Source organism: Paucisalibacillus algeriensis, assembly GCF_000577245.1.
Taxonomy (GTDB): Bacteria; Bacillota; Bacilli; order Bacillales; family Amphibacillaceae; genus Ornithinibacillus.
The window spans coordinates 32,490-52,630 of the sequence record NZ_CBYO010000005.1 but is presented as its reverse complement, the minus strand read 5'-3'; the positions used below and the strand labels follow the sequence as shown (position 1 = coordinate 52,630).

General features: G+C 32.8%; 20 protein-coding genes and 1 riboswitch. Of the genes, 5 read left to right on the top strand and 15 right to left on the bottom strand.

The window, feature by feature from the left end; translation table 11 throughout:
* The first annotated feature begins 3 nt into the window (after positions 1-3).
* A complete protein-coding gene (locus tag TY11_RS02655) occupies positions 4-528 on the top strand; it encodes a GNAT family N-acetyltransferase (protein WP_042142577.1) in 525 nt (174 codons plus the stop codon).
* Positions 529-1,078: 550 nt separating this feature from the next.
* On the opposite strand, the gene rfbB is transcribed toward TY11_RS02655, so the two are convergent.
* The 15 genes from rfbB to TY11_RS02570 form a co-directional block, all read right to left on the bottom strand.
* Entirely contained in the window at positions 1,079-2,107 is a 1,029-nt protein-coding gene (gene rfbB, locus TY11_RS02650; protein ID WP_042142575.1) for a dTDP-glucose 4,6-dehydratase, read from the bottom strand.
* Positions 2,104-3,180, bottom strand: a complete 1,077-nt coding sequence (locus TY11_RS02645; protein WP_042142573.1) for a DegT/DnrJ/EryC1/StrS family aminotransferase — start codon at positions 3,178-3,180, stop codon at positions 2,104-2,106. Before TY11_RS02645 ends, rfbB begins: the two co-directional genes overlap by 4 nt.
* Before the next feature lie 6 nt (positions 3,181-3,186).
* Positions 3,187-4,056, bottom strand: a complete 870-nt coding sequence (gene rfbA / locus TY11_RS02640) for a glucose-1-phosphate thymidylyltransferase RfbA (RefSeq protein ID WP_042142571.1) — start codon at positions 4,054-4,056, stop codon at positions 3,187-3,189.
* Positions 4,057-4,109: 53 nt separating this feature from the next.
* Positions 4,110-5,336, bottom strand: coding sequence for a polysaccharide pyruvyl transferase family protein (locus TY11_RS02635; RefSeq protein WP_042142569.1), 1,227 nt, complete (start codon positions 5,334-5,336; stop codon positions 4,110-4,112).
* 17 nt (positions 5,337-5,353) lie between these two features.
* The gene (locus TY11_RS02630) at positions 5,354-6,655 is read right to left on the bottom strand and encodes an ATP-grasp domain-containing protein (RefSeq protein ID WP_042142568.1); all 1,302 of its coding nucleotides are present in this window, start codon (positions 6,653-6,655) and stop codon (positions 5,354-5,356) included.
* 17 nt (positions 6,656-6,672) lie between these two features.
* Positions 6,673-7,374 carry a WbqC family protein gene (locus tag TY11_RS02625; protein ID WP_042142566.1) on the bottom strand — a complete coding sequence of 234 codons (702 nt, stop codon included), beginning with the start codon at positions 7,372-7,374 and terminating at the stop codon, positions 6,673-6,675.
* Positions 7,375-7,425: 51 nt separating this feature from the next.
* A complete protein-coding gene (locus TY11_RS02620) occupies positions 7,426-8,613 on the bottom strand; it encodes a hypothetical protein (RefSeq protein WP_042142564.1) in 1,188 nt (395 codons plus the stop codon).
* Positions 8,614-8,652: 39 nt separating this feature from the next.
* Positions 8,653-10,506, bottom strand: coding sequence for a motility associated factor glycosyltransferase family protein (locus TY11_RS02615; protein WP_042142562.1), 1,854 nt, complete (start codon positions 10,504-10,506; stop codon positions 8,653-8,655).
* Positions 10,496-11,101, bottom strand: a complete 606-nt coding sequence (locus TY11_RS02610) for a DUF8042 domain-containing protein (protein ID WP_042142561.1) — start codon at positions 11,099-11,101, stop codon at positions 10,496-10,498. Before TY11_RS02610 ends, TY11_RS02615 begins: the two co-directional genes overlap by 11 nt.
* Positions 11,102-11,949: 848 nt before the next feature.
* On the bottom strand, positions 11,950-12,816 hold the full coding sequence (hag, locus tag TY11_RS02595) for a flagellin Hag (RefSeq protein ID WP_042142556.1): 867 nt from the start codon (positions 12,814-12,816) through the stop codon (positions 11,950-11,952).
* A 225-nt stretch (positions 12,817-13,041) separates the two neighbouring features.
* A complete protein-coding gene (locus TY11_RS02590; RefSeq protein WP_042142554.1) occupies positions 13,042-13,605 on the bottom strand; it encodes a PilZ domain-containing protein in 564 nt (187 codons plus the stop codon).
* Between the two features lie 111 nt (positions 13,606-13,716).
* Positions 13,717-13,801, bottom strand: a riboswitch (cyclic di-GMP riboswitch).
* Positions 13,802-13,939: 138 nt separating this feature from the next.
* Positions 13,940-14,791, bottom strand: a complete 852-nt coding sequence (locus TY11_RS02585; protein WP_042142552.1) for an ABC transporter permease — start codon at positions 14,789-14,791, stop codon at positions 13,940-13,942.
* The gene (locus TY11_RS02580; RefSeq protein WP_042142550.1) at positions 14,788-15,573 is read right to left on the bottom strand and encodes an ABC transporter permease; all 786 of its coding nucleotides are present in this window, start codon (positions 15,571-15,573) and stop codon (positions 14,788-14,790) included. Before TY11_RS02580 ends, TY11_RS02585 begins: the two co-directional genes overlap by 4 nt.
* Before the next feature lie 104 nt (positions 15,574-15,677).
* Entirely contained in the window at positions 15,678-16,748 is a 1,071-nt protein-coding gene (locus TY11_RS02575; protein ID WP_052345698.1) for an ABC transporter substrate-binding protein, read from the bottom strand.
* A 38-nt stretch (positions 16,749-16,786) separates the two neighbouring features.
* A complete protein-coding gene (locus tag TY11_RS02570; RefSeq protein ID WP_042143079.1) occupies positions 16,787-17,848 on the bottom strand; it encodes an ABC transporter ATP-binding protein in 1,062 nt (353 codons plus the stop codon).
* Between the two features lie 743 nt (positions 17,849-18,591).
* Between TY11_RS02570 and TY11_RS02565 the strand changes: the two genes are divergently transcribed.
* The 4 genes from TY11_RS02565 to TY11_RS02555 are packed head-to-tail and all read left to right on the top strand — an operon-like array spanning position 18,592 to position 19,835.
* Positions 18,592-18,990: an ATP-binding cassette domain-containing protein gene (locus TY11_RS02565; RefSeq protein WP_231495768.1), complete on the top strand. Its 399-nt coding sequence runs from the start codon at positions 18,592-18,594 to the stop codon at positions 18,988-18,990.
* Positions 18,974-19,207: a hypothetical protein gene (locus TY11_RS20780; protein ID WP_231495759.1), complete on the top strand. Its 234-nt coding sequence runs from the start codon at positions 18,974-18,976 to the stop codon at positions 19,205-19,207. Before TY11_RS02565 ends, TY11_RS20780 begins: the two co-directional genes overlap by 17 nt.
* Before the next feature lie 6 nt (positions 19,208-19,213).
* Positions 19,214-19,432 (top strand): LytTR family DNA-binding domain-containing protein, encoded by a 219-nt coding sequence (locus TY11_RS20775; protein ID WP_255342648.1) that lies wholly within the window; start codon positions 19,214-19,216, stop codon positions 19,430-19,432.
* Positions 19,425-19,835: a DUF3021 domain-containing protein gene (locus tag TY11_RS02555; RefSeq protein ID WP_042142545.1), complete on the top strand. Its 411-nt coding sequence runs from the start codon at positions 19,425-19,427 to the stop codon at positions 19,833-19,835. The genes TY11_RS20775 and TY11_RS02555 overlap by 8 nt, the downstream gene beginning before the upstream one ends.
* The last annotated feature ends 306 nt before the right edge of the window (positions 19,836-20,141 follow it).

Below are 20,141 nucleotides of genomic sequence, written 5' to 3'. Positions count from 1 at the left end.
AGCATGTTAATAGGAGAGCATGTTGGTTTAAGAGCTATTGAAAAAAATGACTTGTCAACATTATTAGAATGGAGAAATAAACCAGAGTTTAGATTGTTTTTCAGGGAATATAGAGAATTAAATTATAATAATCAACTTCTATGGTATGAGAAATATGTCATGAATGATCCGAATACCAGAATGTTTGCAATTACAGAGTTGGATACAGGTGAACTAATAGGTGCATGTGGATTGTGCTACATTGACTGGATAAATAGAAGTGCAGATTTTTCAATTTATATAGGTAAGGATAATCTTTATATTGATGATACATTTGCAATTGATGCAGCAAAGATAATGGAAAAGTACGGATTTGAGGAGTTAAATTTACATAGACTGTGGGCAGAGATTTACTCAATAGATGATAAAAAAAGTGCATTCTTCAATACATTAAATTTCAATTTAGAAGGCACTTTAAAAGAAACACATTGGACAGAAGGGCGATGGGTTGATTCTTTGTATTTTGGAAAAATCAACTACTCCAAATGACCTGTTTAATATTTTAAAAAGTTATACAGCCATAGTGGTTTCAAACAAATGGAATTTTAGAACACCCAACCAACCCTCAAAAGATTTTACAATAAAGGTGGCGCCCCTCTATATCTTGTTTAACGTTATTCGATTACAACTAAAGATAAAGAGGGCGTCACGTCCTTATATCACTACATAAAACACTACTTAAGAATTATACGAGATAGAATATACCTAACTAAGGCTAGGATTTTATACTATATTCCAAAAAACATATTCTAACGGAAATTTTATAGTATAACTAATTGAATAGTTTAGGAAGAATAATAAACTACCACACTATATCCCGGTTTAATTTCTCAGCTAGTTTTATGCATTGTTTTAACAATTGGATAATAATAATTCACCCTTGCTTGATTTAAACTTTAAGACAAATCATAATGAAAACTATAATAACTTAAACCAATTATTGCGTACTTAAGATTATCTTTAATCCCTCTTATATGTTTGGTGCATAGTAATACTCCAATCTACATTAACTAAACGTTTAAAATTCTTAAGCCAAAAGCTACCTATCTTTATTCTTTCTTATGTACCAAGATACTGTTTTCTCTATCGCTTCATCAAAACTATACTTTATCTCAAACCCCAACTCTTTAATCAATTTACTATCATCAACTGCATACCTAAAATCATGTCCTGGTCGGTCTTCAACAAATGATATTAAGTCTTTATAGGTTGATATTCCTTTACCTTTTACAGAAATTGGCTTCATTTTATTGAGCTTCTCACATATGCTTTCTGCAATTTCAAGGTTATTTCTTTCATTATGTCCACCTATCAAGTAGGTTTCTCCAGACTTACCTTTAAAAAACACCTTTTCAATTGCACGACAATGATCCAATACATACAACCAATCTCGAACATTTTGGCCATCACCATAGATAGGAATTTTCTCAAAAGCTAATGCTTTTCTAATTATAGTAGGCATCAACTTTTCATTATGTTGTTTCGGACCGTAGTTATTGGAACAGTTTGTTGTAACGACATTCATTCCATATGTATGATAATAACTTCGAACTAGTAAATCAGAAGATGCTTTACTTGCAGAGTATGGACTATTTGGTGCATATGGTGTCTCCTCTGTAAAAAAACCCTTAGCTCCTAGGGTACCATACACTTCATCTGTAGAAATATGAAGGAACCTTGCATGTTCTAATTCTGGCTTAAAACTACCAATACCATCCATCCAGAATCCTTTTGCTATATTAAGCAGATTATAAGTACCCAGAACATTTGTCTCAATAAAAGATTTCGGATTCTTAATTGAATTATCTACATGTGATTCTGCTGCAAAATGAATAACACCTTCAATTTGATATTCTTCAAACAAACGAATTAATAGTTCTTCGTCACAAATATCTCCCTGAATAAACGTATGCCGTGGATGATTTCTTACCTCTTGTAAGTTATCTGTACTTCCTGCATAAGTTAATTTATCAAGATTAATTATGTTAATATCTTCATGCTGTTCTAACATATATGGAATAAAATTAGAACCAATGAAGCCTGCACCACCTGTAACTAGTAGGTTCATTTTATTCTCTCCAATATTGTATGTGCTATTTTTTCAACTACGTCTGAATCCAAACCATTATACAATGGTAGGCACAATATTCTTTTTGAAATATCCTCGGAATATTGGCATTGTATTTTCTCATTTAGATAAGGCAAAGTATTTAAAGAAGGATTGAAATATCTTCTCGATTCTATGCTTATTTGCTCTAAGCATTTTTGAATTTCAAGTAATATTTCTTCGGATTCAAATATTATAGGATAGTAAGAATAGTTATATTCAACATCATTAGGTATTACTGGCTTTTGAATTAATTCCCCTAGATAAGAATCGTATATCTTAGTAATATTTTTTCTTTCCTCTATAATATAATCAATATATTTTAGATTACATAGACCCATGGCAGCGTGAAACTCTGAATTCTTCGCATTAATACCTAGCTGTTGGAGAATTCCATTTTCAAATCCAAAGTTTCTTAACATCTGAATATCCCTATTTACTTCCTCACCAAGATTATTGACTATTCCTCCACCTTCCACAGTGTGATAGAGTTTTGTCGCATGAAAACTCAATGTAGAGATATCACCATAGTTTAATAATGATTTCCCCTTGTATCGTACTCCAAAAGCATGAGCAGCATCATAAATAACTCTTAAATCATATTTTTTTGCAATTTGTTCAATTTTTTCAACATCACATGGAATACCATATACATGGGTAGCTAAAATCGCTTCAGTTTTATCTGAAATTGCTTCTTCAATCTTATTTGCATCAATACATAGTGTTTGTGGGTTAATATCTACAAATATAGGAGTACAATTTTCCCAGAGTATAGATGTTGTAGTTGCAACGAATGAAAAGGGGGTTGTAATAACCTCATTTGAAATATTTAAAGTTCTCAAAGATAGTTGTAAAGCTAATGTACCACTACTTACAAAATGAAGTGATGGCACAGTTAAGTAATCCTTCAATTTTCTTTCTAAGTCCTGAGCGTAGTGACCATTATTTGTTAACCACTTAGAATCCCATAACTTGTTAATCAGATTATTATAATCTTCTAATGGAGGGAGAAATGGACGAGAAACTGGAATCATTTTTTATCAAAACCTTTCATTGACCAACTGCTGCAAGTAAATCCCATATTCATTTTTATATTGTTTAGAAAGTGTTTGTATATCTTCTCTAGAAATCCAATTATTTCGATAACTAATTTCCTCTAAACAGGCGATTTTAAAACCTTGTCTTTTCTCAATAGTTTCTACAAACTGTCCAGCTTGAAGTAAACTTTCGAAAGTACCTGTATCTAACCATGAAAATCCTCTACCTAACAACTCTACTTTAAGGTTTTTTCTTTTTAAATATTCTGTATTTATATCAGTAATTTCAAGTTCTCCCCTAACAGAAGGTTGAACTTCTTTGGCAATTTGAATTACATTATTATCATAAAAGTAGAGCCCTGTTACTGCATATTGAGACTTCGGATTTTCAGGCTTTTCCTCTATTGATATTGCGTTGTAATTCTCATCAAATTGAACAACACCAAAGCGCTGCGGATCTTTAACTTGGTATCCAAAAATAACAGCACCTTCTTCCAGTTTAGCTGCTTTTTTTAATAATGGAGAAAACCCTTGTCCATAGAAAATATTATCCCCAAGTATCAGACATATGTTGTCATCACCTATAAATGACTCCCCAACTATAAATGCATCCGCTAACCCTTTAGGATTCTCTTGTACTGCATATTCAATTTGTAATCCCCATTTAGATCCATCACCAAGCAAATTTTTAAAGAGTGGTAATTCCAACGGTTTTGTAATAATTAAAATCTCACGAATACCCGAAAGCATTAGTACTGAAAGCGGATAGTAAATCATTGGTTTATCATATATTGGTAATAATTGTTTAGATATAGATTGAGTTATTGGATGTAGCCTTGTTCCGTTTCCTCCGGCCAGGATGACGCCTTTCATAAATCATTCGTCCTTTTCTTGTTTAACTATTAATAAAAAAATGGTACTTGTAACTATTGTTCTAAGATGTCTTGTAGATAATTAGATCTAACTTGCTTTAATTTTAGTTTATTTTGTTTAAATATTTTACTAGAATAAATATTCTTTTGATTAAATACTATATCTTGAAGATTATTTTCAACGTTATTTAAAATAGTGATTAAATCAATCTGCAAAAAATCTTGTTCAGAAAACTCTATACCATCAAAAGCTGTCCGCAACATACCTAAACCCTTATTATATGAATACCTAAAATCCCCCATCTTATCATAAAGCCTAAAGATTACTGGGGTTTCTGCACTTAAGGACAATACTAACCCATGATAACGCGAAGTTATCATTAGTTTTGCATTTTTTATAATTGAATAAGCGTCTTGCATGGGTAAGTAACCTAATTCATCTATATCGACTAGCTTGGATTTTTCGAAGATAGAGTGAAGATATTTTGCCTGTTCTGATCCAAATTGAACTAAATCAAATGGTAACAATACTATAGTTAGTCCATACTTTTCATAAATTTTTTTCGAAAAATCCAAAAGTATTTTCTCATGTTTTTTTAACATGTTTGTTGGATAAAACATTTCGATTACAATATAATCCTTTTCTAAAATTTCAATATGTGTATTTTTATTAATTATACTCTGATTTATCAAATATAAATCATCAGGTAAGTGAAAGACTTCTTTTCCTTCAACTCCAACCTCATGAAGATGTGACATTGAATATAGATTATCACGCACCGCGATTTTTGCACCTTTTATATAACCAAAGAAGTAGCGAAATAACTCTCTAGTTTCATCAAATGGTCCAATTCCATTAGCGGTAAAAACAATCTGTTTTTGCTTCTGGTTAGCTATATATATAGGAATGAGTATTTTATATAATTTATCTATTCGCTGCGACCAAAAATGGTTTATCCACCCCCCACCGCTTACAATTAAAATATCTATTTCGTTTATTGCCTCATAAACTTCACTAGCATTATCTAAGCTAACTAATGCATCTAAAGGAGTAGGATTATTAACATTAGTACTTTCTACACTATCCTTTAATTTAACCTCTATATATTTCACATTAATATCCTCGATATACTCTCTCAGAGATTGCTTTGGAAAACGTGGAGAATAAGTAAATATAATAGGATTTTCAGTTTTTAAATCATATATATTGTTTACAAGCATACTCCAATCACCAAAATTAGCAGTCGAAAATGGTCCAACAAAACCTATCTTTTTCTTCACCTTTACCACCAAATTTTCTATATTTTACTTGCATCTATTAGACATTCTATAGCATCAACATCAAATACTGGTATTTTACACTTTTCTTTCACAGACATTCTTTCGTAGAAATGATTGTCAATAAATATTGATTTTAAATTTCCTTTGATATGATCTGCTTTACTTTCATCAGGACTAAGTAACACAATTTCAGCAAATAATTCTTTATTAATTCGATACATTCTAAGAGTATTATCTAAATTATAAATGTGTTTTGTTATTAAAATTACATCCTTTTTTTTATTTATACATTGGAATATTAACCTCATTAGTAGCGTATTAACTTCACCATTAACAATTAATGTATCATCTAAATCAACATATACCCGTTCATATTCATAATCAATTTTATAACTATTACTAAAACTCCTATCCAGTTCTATATTGAGATCATTAAAAAGTACTTTAACATCATAACCAATAAAATCAAAAAGCGAGAGTAGTGCAAAATTCACACCTAATTGTCTATATAATCCCATGGTAGATGCTTGCCTCACAGAAAACTCTAATAATTTAAGTTGCCCATTTCCATCAGCCTTAACTTGGAAAAACCAACTTCCTCTAAAATTGAACTTCTCATTCAGAGTATTAGCAATTTCTTTAAACTCGTCACTACAATAGATATTTCTTGAATGAAAACTAATTCCGAAAGTAATTCGTTCTCTAGTTCGAGGACCAATAAACAACAGTTCTCCATTTCTATTCGTAAAACAATCTACTGTATACTCTTCCCCAGGTAAATACTCGCTCACAACATAATCAATATTTCTTGAGTATATTTTTTCAAGTTCAAATTGATCATATACAATCTTAGTACCTTTTCCACCCTCACCAATATCTGGCTTTAAAAAGACAGGATAGTTTAATATTTCTTCAAATTTATAATATGTTCTAGGTGTAAATTTATAGTTATATAATTCTTTATATATCTCTTTTTTACTTCTTGATATTTTCGTTGTTCTATAACTTGAACAAATTACTTTCGCATTAATTAATTCAGAATTGCAAGATAAAAATAATGCTACTGAATCATGCGTTGGGAATATATAATCAATATCAAAATGATCTAAAACAGTATTAAAATGTTCAATAAAATTTTGTTTTGATATATATAGTGAATCATCTTCAAAATAACGATGCTGTGGATAAATAAATTTTGCATGGTCTGATTTACCTGAAGCACCGTATATATCAAAATGCAAATTATATTTTAATGAGTTGTAAATTTCAAGTCCAATCTCTGTTCCTGCTGGGTATATTAAAACATTATATTTCTTCAATTTTACCACCAACTTTTTTATCTCAAAGAGTAGTTATTAAGCATTCCACTTATTTGCTCTCTTGAATTAAACATCATTACATCAATTATAGAAAGATTAGGAATGAACTTATTACCAAATTGTTGATATTCAATATTTTCCGTTTGTAAAAATTTAATTTTTATATCTTTATCATTAAAAACATTAGTGGTATATAAATCTCTTCCACCAATCGCATTTATATATTCCTTAGCTTTCAATACTTCACAAATTTCGATTATCTTATCTTGTCCTTCTAAATAATTATTCTTATTGATATTTGATGAAACAATAATTTCAGTATCTATAGATAAAAATTCACAAACCTTCTGGATAGAATATTGTAAATATGAAGCTAGATTCCAATCATTATTTGTAACTATATCTTCAACAATACTATATACCTCATTAAAATATGGTGCATTGTTATAACATGTTCTAATTGTCTTAAGTAATTTCTTCTTATGGTCAATTATGTCGTTTGATAAACTTAACTCATTAATATATTTATTTTGGCTAGATTTATGGATTGGTAAATTAATGAAAATATCCTTATTGTACATTAATATTTTGTTACGGTTTATCCAACCTTTTTTTATATAATTTACATCATCATAAATAACATATTTATCTACTAAATTAATTAGTTGCCAATATCCAATATAAGGGAAAAAATAGGGTTGCATTATTCCTAATTTCATTTAAATCACTCAACTATCATTAATTTATTATAAAATAGCATTACAAAGACTTCAGTTAAAATATCTTTGATATATGTCCAACATTAACTTAATATCTCTTTCAAAAGTAAAATTTTGTTTAGCTAAAATTAACCCCTTGTCTATTAGTTCCTGGTATACATTTTCGTTCTCTGATACTTCTTTTATGGCATTTACGGTTTCTTTTAAATTACTTAAATTATAAAAGATAGAACTTTCAAGAATACCTGGATTATTTTGTATTAAATCATCCATTATATTAGTACAAAGAACAGTGGAATTAAATAAAGTTGTCGGTATCCTTTCATGACTACTTTGAAACATTGGTGTAATATTAACTGAAACTTTACTTTGAGAGAGCACATTAATATACTCATGATAATTAATTGGTTGTTGTATCTTAACATTAGAATACTCACTCAATAGTTTCTCTGTATCCTCTCTACCGAATACAATCATTTCTAAGCCTTCTTTTGCGAATTCAGTTAATACTACTTGACGGACTAGATTTCTATAGTAACTGTCAATATAATAAAACACCTGTAAAGTTAATTTAGTAATTTGGTTCTTCTCAAGCTTATATTCTTTTTCCAAATAATTGGAAAAGAATATTTCAATTGGTTCACTAAGTAATTCCTTCATATTTACTACAATCTCTTTAATTAGAAAACAAAAATCATTAACTATTTTATAAATTTGGTTTGAATTAGTAACCTCTTTTAATTTTAATAGTATACTTTCAGGATAAGTAAATGAACCAAAAAATACTGTTGGGAATATCTTATTATTAAATCCAACTTTATAATTCGTTTGAGCATAGTTATGAGAACTAATACAAAATCTTTCAACTCCCAATTCATTAAAGCTATACTGATAGGTTTTCTGTGGAGCTACTGTAAATACATAGGGATCATTAGGGTTTTTCAATGCTCTTTGAAAAACATGATAAAATGGATTATCACCCAATTTTACTATATGTGGTATTTTAGTTTTCTGATAATGATTTAAATTATTCTCATAAAAATATGTGACTGGATTAAAGCCAATCGTGAAATCCGGCTTCATTTTTTCTACTAATTCTAAATACATCTTACTGTCTATAATGTTCATATCGCATGTTATAGCTTCAATCCCATACTCTTGTAATTGTTGGGTATAAAAACTACTAAAAGTTCTTAATACATCATATTGACTTTGTCCTTGAAAAACTATAGCTTTCATGTATTAAATCCTCTCTTACTTCATGTTGTTTCTGAAAAGTTATTTCCTGCTTAAAATTGTCTCTAAACTTATTATATCTAGATCAATCCAACCTTGCTTACACTCTTCCATAAAACCAGAAAACAACCTTACAATCTCCTCACCCTTAGTGAAAACATCTCGCTCCTGATTTAACGACTTAATCTCATTCCCCAAATACTCCACATGAATACGGATATAGAAGGAAAGGAAATTACTATAATAACCATTTTCAAGTTGTTGGTTGTATAGGGTGTCAAATTGATTTAACGCTATTATAAGGCTTGATTTGTTTCTTATTTTTATTGAAGTAGAAATAGATTCTAATACTTTCTTGAATCCTTTCGTTAGATCCTGAAATTCAAGCTTTCCCTTTTTTAGGTCTTCTAATTGTCTTTCTATTCCACTTTGATCATAATTGTTTTCGTACTCCCACCAATTACTTTTTTCAATAGTTTGAAGTAAATTTTCTTCAATAACTTTTTCAATCGGTTGAAATGGCACACCTTTTATTGCAGCTCCGCCCTTTGTTGTATTAATAAAAGTTCCTCCCGTATATTTACTAGCAAAAATCTCTATACTTTCACGCATATTAATAAATCCTAAATTTGTTTTAATTTGATTTCCATAGACATCTTCTGTAGTAATCGATCTTTCCAACTCTTCTTCACCAACAGTTGATTGGATGAAATCATATTCTATCCCTTCTGAGTATCTCCGCTCATGTAAATAACCAAGGTTTTGTCCTGAAAAAATAATTGGGTCTGCACCTAGCTTATTTAATACTTGAAATGTCATAACTGCAATAGATGGAGAATCAAATATAAGATCCTGTTTTAAGTCCAATTGATTGTTTAATAAATAGAGAGACGTTCTATCCTGTGTAGTTATAAAGTGTACTTTTGGTCCTTTATATCTGGTTAACGTCTCATACCCAACACTTGATCCAAAAAGCATTGGAATATCAGTAATATTATGCTCAATCATTTTCTTAAAAACTAAGTAATTTTGCTCACCTGGATCATAAGTGCAAACAGCATCTGGTATTACATTATACTCAATCAAACTATTAATTGCTGATCCAACTGAAAAGATATAAGCTAAATTATTATCTTTAATATACTTAAGGTGTTGAATATCTTCAGCAAGTGAAGGTCCTGCTGATACGATGATTGCTGGTTTTCCCGAGAAGTGTGTCCTATTGATATCTTTTAAAATGTTTGGTGTATTTAAAACGGTATTAAAATTTAAGATACTGTTCTTCACCCAAAGTTTTTGAAACTTCGCATTTGTATTTAGTGCCATGTGCTGGTCAAGAATTCCTTTTTTTAATTTTTTATGGAAATGCAGGATTTTTTCTTTATCAATATTGTTATAACTTGGTAATGTGATGACATAGATATTCCTATTATTTGTGACAAATTCCTCCAAATATCCATTTGATTCTGTGTCATGAGTATCAACATATAAGTTCCTTGTATTTGCTGTAATAATCTGTTTTAATTGTCTTTGCTCTGTCATCGTTAAAAATATTTCTTGAACTGGTTCATAAACTGAATAGCTATTTCCAGGAAACAACTCCTGAAACTTCTCAATATGATATCCCATCCCAATTCCATAGAAAAACACATGTGTATCCTTACCTATTTTACCTTTATGGCTAGAAATAATCCTATCAGCTTCCCGTATCGGATCGTATAGACTATGAATCATGAGCTGCTTATTTTCTCCCGTTTCATAGCGAATAGTTTTAGGTCCTGCCTTTGAATCCAATACAGTTATATGATTTCTACCCACCCCATCCTCATTGTCTCGAAAATAATGACGAATGTCAGGGAATCTTTCTCTTAAAAGTAACGTATTTTCAATTAACATTTTTTAAATACTCCTCGTCGTTTAGAGACATTGCCATATTCTTTTTTAAAGATTCGTAAGCAGGAGTGATTTCATAGGACAAGATATCAGAAATTAATACGGTGTCTTGGTCCTTAACAGCTTCTAGCAATTGAGTGAAACTTATTTCACATAGCTCTAGACTTTTCTCGATTTCTACCCAATTTGCAGGCTGTTGTGGTGCAGATCTCGCAAATTCCATAAAGTGTAGTATCCATTGCATCCCCTCCGCTAATTGGTTAATTCCATCCCATGATTTTTTCGAGAAATTTTCATAGCCTACATCAACCAATTCTGTTAATGCCGGAATTGCTCGTAGCAAATAAGAATGAATAGATTCCATCGTTTCCCAAATCATTTCATTAATATTTCGAGTTGTAATTTCTATTTTCTCAATATTTTCTAGGTATTCTTTGATATATTCTTCATGATTTTCGTATACTTCCACACCATCAATGATTAAATGACTGAAAACCAATTTTTCCTTTTCAATTATTTCATTAATTTTTGTAAAAATTTCATTTACGACATTACCATTATTGATATAAAAGTGTTCATTTTTATGGATTAATTGCATTATTAAATACCTCCGATGGAATTATACTATAGTTTTATTATCGGATCATTAAGTGGAAATATAAAGAAGTTTGTCGAATCTTGTATAAAGGAATTTTAGAAGGTTATTATAATTGTTTGCCCATCGCCACAACCAGAATGAAAAATAGACTTATTGGTATATATACATTTCCGGTCATCACTCTTTTACAATTCTTTACATTAACATCATTTTTGTTTAGGAAAATGGTAACCCAACAACGGAGGTTAATCTTTTGGGCTTTGACTTGTTTTGATGCCTTATCAGAATTTTTCATCACCCAAGATTTTGATACAAGCTTCTTTCAGCACTAACCTCATGATAAGCCTTGCAATTCTCTAATGGTTAGTTGATGTGTACCCCTACAGTGGACTTCCAACACCTACATGGTCGCCATGCCTGGCACACAAAGAAAAAGGGAACCCACAAAGGATTCCCTTTTTTTGTAAAAAGTGTTTATTAACGAAGTAATTGTAATACTCCTTGTGGTTGTTGGTTGGCTTGCTTTGCCGCTATGTCTTTCGATCATAGAATAGACTATATCTTCACCCTTAATTCTATTAAGGGGCTGGGCACTTCGAATGATATCTATCATCCTACGAATCTCATTGCCATGGCATTGCTTTAGGCAGTGCATTCTAGTCGTTGAACCTTCGCCAGGCTTTCACCACAGGCGCTTGGCTGCTGATTATCCATTGTTTCATTGTTTTGTTTTTCAAACCTTCACATCTACCGTTTCCGGTTATGTTGTGGTACAAAACACTTTAGGAAGTTCCAGCAATTCACCCAGTAATTCTCTAATCCGTTACCGGATTAGACGCCCGCCAACATTACCTTAGAAGTTGTAAAACTCCTTGTGGCATTTGTTGGGATTGAGCTAACATAGATTGTGCTGCTTGTTGTAGGATGTTGTTCTTAGTGAATTCCATCATTTCTTTCGCCATATCAACGTCACGGATACGTGATTCTGCTGCAGTTAAGTTTTCAGCTGAAGTACCTAAGTTGTTGATTGTATGTTCTAGACGATTTTGAACAGCACCTAAATTAGAACGTTCAGTTGAAACTGTATTAATCGCCTTATCAATTAATGCAATATCAGTATCAAAAGAAACACTTGCAGTCATACCTGAACCAGTACCTGAAACAAATGAAATATCATTAACACCAAGAGCTGATGCACTCATGTCTTGAATTTCTAATGTTAATTGTTGACCTGCATTAGCACCGATTTGGAAAGTTAAGCCACCAGAAGCTAAATCTCCATTAAGAAGTGACTTTCCGTTAAATTCGGTACGATCTGAAATCCCTGGACTTCCACCTGAAACTCCACCTAATTCTTCTTTTAATGAATTAAGTTCATCTTGAAGAGCTTTTAAATCTTCAGGCTCTTGTGTACCAGTATTACCAGCTTGAACAGTCAATTCACGCATACGTTGTAAAATAGCATGAGTTTCGTTCAAAGCACCTTCAGCAGTTTGAATTAAAGAAATACCGTCCTGAGCGTTTTTAGACGCCATTTCTAATCCTTTAATTTGTCCACGCATTTTTTCAGAGATTGCTAGACCAGCAGCGTCATCTCCAGCTTTGTTGATACGAAGACCTGAAGAAAGTTTTTCTAAAGAGTTTTGAGTGTTTCCAGCGTTTACACCTAATTGACGGTGTGCGTTTAACGCAGAAATATTGTGATTGATAATCATTTTGTATTACCTCCATGTAATTGTTTTATTTTGCGAGTCACATCCTTATGTCTCGCATTTTAAATGTTTGGCCAAAACATTTACTAACATCTATGATGTTGTACCTATTATATCGGCAAGAAAAATAGATGTTTAATCTTTTTTGAAAAAATTTATTCTTTTTTGTAGAAATTTGAGATAAACTCCAATTACATTAGTATTGAAGAAACAAAAAAGCCCATGGCACTAAACCATAGACTCCTCACCAATCAAACTATTCGCTTTCAACTTGCGCCGTCTCTCCACCATAATCCGGTTTAAGATATGATACAACAACTCCCGTTCCTCATCAAACAAACTCGTGAATTGCACCCCATATCCAAATCTATCTCTAACAGCATAAAGTTCCTTCCTAACAATTCTCCCTTTTAAAATAAACATACTATTCTTCAAAGAAAACCTTACTTTAATCAGCATATCCTCTTCAACGTGGTATTCATGCTCACAAACGAACTTCACTCCACCAACACTGATATTCTTCAGTTCCGCATTAAAGAACTTAGGATTTAATTCCTCATTATCGACATCAAGGAATTCAATAAAGCAGTGTACATCCTCTAAGTTAACACGGAAGTTTTCTCTATGATTTATTCCTGAATAGGTAGGGTATTTAGGAACTTCTCTTTTTTCCTTTGTTGCTACTGTTTCTGTTTTAGGTTTTCTAGTAAGTCGTTTAATAAGTAAATATAAGGTCAAAATCAATACAAGAACAGTAGTTATAAGAATATAAATCCATATCCTGTATTCCAATCCAAACACCTCCCAACCCTAAAATTAGTCTCCAAAAAGTTAGGTCACCATTCACAACAAAAAGGAGAACCAAAGAAATGGTCCTCCTTCCTATACCAAGTCCCAGTTTTCTTCGGTAGCTAGGCTGCCATAACAATAGTGCCTTAGGCCCTTGGCTTTGCGTCCTCACCTTTCAGTAAGTTTGCCTTTTTCGGTAAAACCTATATTATTTAGTGCCATTATACTATAAATATTTCCATAATTCGACAAAATTTGATAAGAAAGTATTATTTTTTTGGTGATTAAATTTTTGTAAAGAAAAAAGCATGCCGGAGCACGCTTTTCATCAACTATATTATACCAACAACTTCCGATCCTTCCTATTAGTAAACCGCATAAAGATCATTAACGACAACAACACCAATATCATTAATAATAACGATAGTGCTGCACCAAGCTGCCAGTTCATTTCCACTAGAAATGCATCTCGAATTACATTACCAACCATCAATAGTTTTCCACCAGTGAACAAGTCCGTCACCACGAACACACTAATAGCTGGTACAAATGTAATAATAAAACCGGCAAGAATTCCAGGGAACGTTAATGGCAAGGTAACATTTAAGAACGTCCTCACTGGCCCCGCCCCTAAGTCCTCAGCGGCATCCAAATAAGTCTTATCCAACTGTTCAATAGAAGAATAAATCGGCAAGATCATAAATGGAAGGAATCCGTATACCAATCCTAGAATTACCCCTCCTGGAGAATACATCAATTGTAGTGGTTCCTCAATAAATCCTAGGTCTAGTAAGAAATTGTTTATAACACCTTGATTATTTAATAAAATAATCCAAGCGTATAAACGAATCAGTAAATTGGTCCAAAACGGCACCATTACAAGTAACAGCAAAATATTTTTCCACTTACCAGCATTTGCAATGAAATAAGCAAACGGATAGGCAATCACTAAACAAACTACAGTTGCAACAAATGCCCACCAAACAGATTGCCAAATGACTTTCGCATACAAAGAACTAAATGCTGACGTATAGGCTTTTGTACTGAATTCGTAAATAATTGCGCCAAAATCGCCATTTGTTGTAAAGCTGACAATCGCGATAAAGATAACCGGAATGACTAAGAATAGCGTTAGCCAAAATAGACTAGGGGATAGCAATAAATAAGCTTTTTTAAAACTTTTCCTCATTTAACGTCTCCCCCTTTTCGCATTCTTAATCCGACCACAAAAACAACAATGAACATAATCGCTATAATAATAGTAGAAAGTACGTTAACCTCTGGAGATACTCCTAGGCGAACCATCGAGTAAACCAGTACTGGAAGTGTGTTGTCTCCAGGTCCCAATGTGAAGAATGAAATAACAAACTCATCAAGAGAGATCGTAAAGGCTAATAGTGCCCCAGCAAGAACTCCCGGGAAAATTAATGGGAATGTAACTTTCCAGAAAGTTTGCCATTCATTTGCCCCTAAATCCTTAGCCGCTTCCTCCAATGAATTATCAAACGAAGACAATCTCGCAAGCACAACCAGCATCACATAAGAGATTGTTATCGCCACATGCCCAGGAACGGCCGTATTTAATCCAAGAGACATATTCAATAATCCATAAATCGCAAGTAACGCAACCGCAACGACAATATCCGGAATAACTACTGGAATATAGAATAGAAATTCGACGGACTTTTTCCCGATAAAGGTGTATCGATGCAGTGCTAACGCTGCTAAAGTACCAAGAATAGTTGAAATAATGGTTGTGATAACCGCTAGATAAATACTATTCATCGTCGCATTAATTAACTGGCTATTCTTAAATATAGAGCCGTACCATTCCAGTGTGAATCCCGTCCAAACAGTACCCAGTTTCGAATCATTAAATGAAAATATGATAACAAATAATATTGGAATATAAAAAAATAAAAAGACGAGTAGGGAAAACGAAAACAAAATCTTCTTCGTTCTAGGTCTCATCATTTTCCACCTACCTTCTAAAAGAATACTTATAGGGACAGTCCCTCATCGTTTTAGCACATTAACGCTTAACGTGGTGAGGGACTGTCCCCCTAGAAGTTTAACTATTCAACCTTTGCTTCTTGGAACAAGCGGTTCAAAAATTGTGTACGATCTGCATCAAGTGGTAGGTTCCACTCAGCACGCTTGATAACTTCTTCAGGGAAGTTTATTCCTGGGCTGTTTTTAATGTTTTCTGGTAGAATTTTCAATGCTTCTTCATTCGGATTTCCATAAGGAATGAACTCGGAAAGCTGTTTACTTACTTCAGGACGAAGTAGGTAGTCAATGAATACTTCTGCCGTATATTTGTTTTTCGATGTTTTTGGAATAACCATTGCATCTAACCAAACGATACCGCCTTCTTCTGGCAGTACAAAATCAATATTTTCATTTTCTAACCATGCTGTTGCAGCTGCTCCGGAATATCCATGGGCAATCCAAGCTTCTCCGCTAACTAAACGGTCAGATGGTGTTCCATCAAATGCTAAAACATTTGGAAGTAATTCCTGTAGTTTATCGAATCCTGCTTGAAGTTGCTCTTCTGTTGGGTCGTTCATATCATTTCCTAACAGCTGTTGAAGCATATTGGAAACTTCTTTAGATTCTTCTAGTAAAAGAACTTTTCCAGCATATTCTGGATTCCATAAATCTTCCCAGCTAGTTGGTGGCTCTTTTACAAATTCTTTGTTATAGGCAATTCCGTCATATCCATACATAAATGGAACGGAATATTTATTTTCAGGATCAAACGGCATATCACGCCATGCATTTGCGATATTTTCGTAGTTTGGAATGTTATCAAAATCAATTTCTAGCAACAGGTCATTATCGACCATTTGCTTCACATAATAATCTGATGGAAAAACTAAATCATAAGCAACAGTGCCACTTTGAACTTTTGTAAGCATTTCATGATTCGAATTGTATGTAGAGTACACTACATCTACTCCAAATTCTTTTTCAAAATCATCAATTACACCCTGAGGAATGTACTCACTCCAGTTAAAAACGATAAGCTCGTCACTTAATTCCTTTTCTCCACCAGCATTATTTGTGTCCTCATTATCGGAACCACATGCTGCTAGAAAAACGATTAACATACTTAAAAGTGCAAATACAAGAAACTTTTTCAATCTTTCCCATCTCCAATTCATTTTTTATTTGTTATATGTTACTTTTTTAGAACAACCGTATTCTTCGGGTTCCAGCTTACGTACACATCATTAGTATTAGTTAATTCCTCGATATTATCATGGGATTCATGAATCGTAAGCTCTTCCCCATTTGGCATAGTAACCACAATCTTCGTCACCGAGCCAACATAAATTCTTTCTTTGAAAGTACCTTTTAAATTGATAGTTCCCTCAAATGGAACCGTTCCAGCCTTCATTTTTTCAGGTCGTACCGAGATAAATGCTTCTTCATTCAGTGCGATATCTTGGCTATTCGGGATTTCAATAGCTTGGCCAGAGAATTCCATTGTGGCAGTGTCATCGTTTATCGCTGTGACCTTCCCTTCAATAATATTGGTTTGACCAATAAAATCAGCCACAAATCGTGTTACTGGTTTTTCATATATTTCACGAGGCAGACCAATCTGCTCGATTTTTCCTTTATTCATGACCACGATTCGATCGGACATGGTTAATGCTTCTTCCTGATCGTGGGTTACATAGATAAACGTAATGTCCAAGGTTTGTTGGAGGTGTTTTAATTCCAACTGCATTTGTTTACGTAGTTTTAAGTCCAATGCTCCTAGCGGTTCATCTAAGAGAAGGACCTTTGGATTGTTCACAATTGCACGGGCAATGGCGATTCGTTGTTGTTGCCCACCACTTAATTGCTTCGGTTTACGATTACCATATTCCTTAAGCTGTACAAGTTTAAGGGCCTTTGTCACACGCTCTCTAATTTCGTCTTTGCTTACTTTTTTCATCTTTAATCCGAATGCCACATTATCGTAAACATTCATATGTGGAAAAAGAGAGTAGCTTTGAAACACTGTATTTACTTCTCGTTTATATGGCTCCATGTCATCAACTTGTTTACCATTAAGAAGAATTTTTCCTGATGTTGGCTTTTCAAACCCAGCAATCATACGAAGCGTTGTTGTCTTCCCACATCCAGACGGACCTAGCAAAGTTAAAAACTCCCCAGCTCTTATATCTAGATTTATATCATTTACTACATTTGTTTCATCAAACTCTTTTGTTACATGTTCTAATTGCACCATCTGAACACCCAACTACATCCCTCCTTTAATCTTTCGCTAGAGGTGGACAGTCCTCTATGCTTCATGAGTCACTACCATAACATTTACTTTTTCCTTATGGCGTATAACTATACAAATGCCCGAAAAATCGATAGGTTAAGCCTTTTTTACATACAATCTTGGGAAAGACTGACAATCAGTCATAATTTTTGGCATTAAAAATACACCCTTCTCTACCAGGCAAAGGAGTTGCATAACGCAAGCTGTCCTTACCCGTTGGGTGCGTACTGTTCGGTAAAACTATATGGTATTACGAAATCGATTTATTAAAATTCTCTATAAAGAGGCTTTCTGTCCTTTCCCCATTAATGTATGTAAGTCATCTAGCACATATCACTTGTTAGGTGGATTTGCACATAGCAAAACTCATATTCGTTCGTCCCTTAACGAATGTGTTAGTTTTTCTTATGCAAGCGGGAAAGATTATAATACTTTCCTATTTGCTAAAAAAAATATAGCAGTTTTTGTTAGGTAATTCAATAGTTTTTTTGATATTTTATATAAGTTTTTTTAATAGAATTCATTGACTTAACTAATGTAAAAGAATTAAGCATGAATTGGTATGCTTGGAAGGTAAGCGTTATCTAATACTCATACACCACTTCTGTTAATTCATCCTCGAAAAACAACAAGTTATACTTACTCACCATTTTTATTCAAAAACCATTGTCATAATAAAGAAAAAAGGTGGTGGTTTTTTGTTAATGATAAAAAATGTAAGAAAGCAATACAGAAAAAAGGTAGCCTTGGATAATGTGTCACTTACGATTCCAGCAGGTTCTTGCTTTGGTTTAGTTGGTCCAAATGGTGCTGGAAAGTCCACCTTATTAAAAATTTTAGCTTCTATTGTCCAAGATTATCAAGGTAACATACACATTATTAGTAAGAACGACCAACTAAGAAAAATAGCTGGCTATGTACCACAGGAGATATGCCTTGAACAAACCCTTTCTGCCTATAGCAATCTGTATTTCTATGGAAAACTTTATGGACTAAGTGGAAAGGAACTAAAGAAGAGAGCAACGGAAGTATTACATGATATCGGCCTATCAGGTCGAGGAAAAGACAAAGTGATGCATTTTGGGGATGAAAGTCAACATTGATATTGATGATAAATATAAAGAGACATCCATTACGATTCAGGCGAATCAATGGCCAGAGGAGCTGGAGGAATTCATCCAAGTCCTTCAAAAGCGAAAACCAAAGCGTCTATTTGGTATGGAACACGATCAAACTGTATTGTTAGAGCCTGGGGACATCGATTATATTTATGCGGAAAATAGAAAAGTATTTGCTGCTCTTCCTAACAGGAGCATCTAAGTAAAAATGAAACTTTATGAGATTGAAGAAATTTTGATCCCCCACTATTTTATGAGATTTTCTAAATTTGTTATAGGTAATTTAAACCATATTCAACGATTTGAGTTATCTTTTAATGGGAATCTCTGTGTCTACTTTCATTCGGGAAATAAAGAATATATCACGCGAAGTTATGTGGCAAAGGTAAAAGAAAAACTCTTAATGGGAGGGGAATCAAATGATTAAGGTAATAGTAAAAAGAAGAATAATGGGAATTGCTTTTGGTGGTATTACGACATTTATTGCCCTTACCATTATTAAATTTGCCCATATCGAACAAAGCGCTGCTGAGGTTTGGAATCATATGTTAGCAAGCTTTCTTTTAGGTATATACTTTAGTATAGCATCCTTTATATATGAAACCGATAAATGGAGTCCATTGAAAAAAACAATCATTCATTTCACACTTTCGATTACGGTATACTTTTTAATTGCTCTTCCTGTCGGTTGGATTCCGTTTACTCCACTATCCATTGTGGTGGGTATTTTGTTATTTTCTGTTCTTTATGGTCTATATTGGGTTGGTTTTCTTCTATATTTTAAGAGAATTGAAGCTTCTATGAATAAACAATTGAATCAAAAGGGATAAAGAATGAAAAGTGACTCATGCACAAGAAGCTAAGTATGTAATATCTATTTTTTATTATATAGGAACAGTTTTATGATATAAAAGTAAGAAAACGAGTGGCTGGAACCACCCGGTAGTAACAATTATAACCGTATAAAGAGCGGTTGACCTCGAGAAAAGCATTATATATATTCTATGATGGAAGTAACCGCCACATCCACTGGTCAATGGGGGCGGTAATTTTCTGTTTAAATGACGACTATAGTAACAATCAGGCTAATAACTGTTATCACAGCTACTACTGTTTGTATTGTAAAGCTAGCCGCT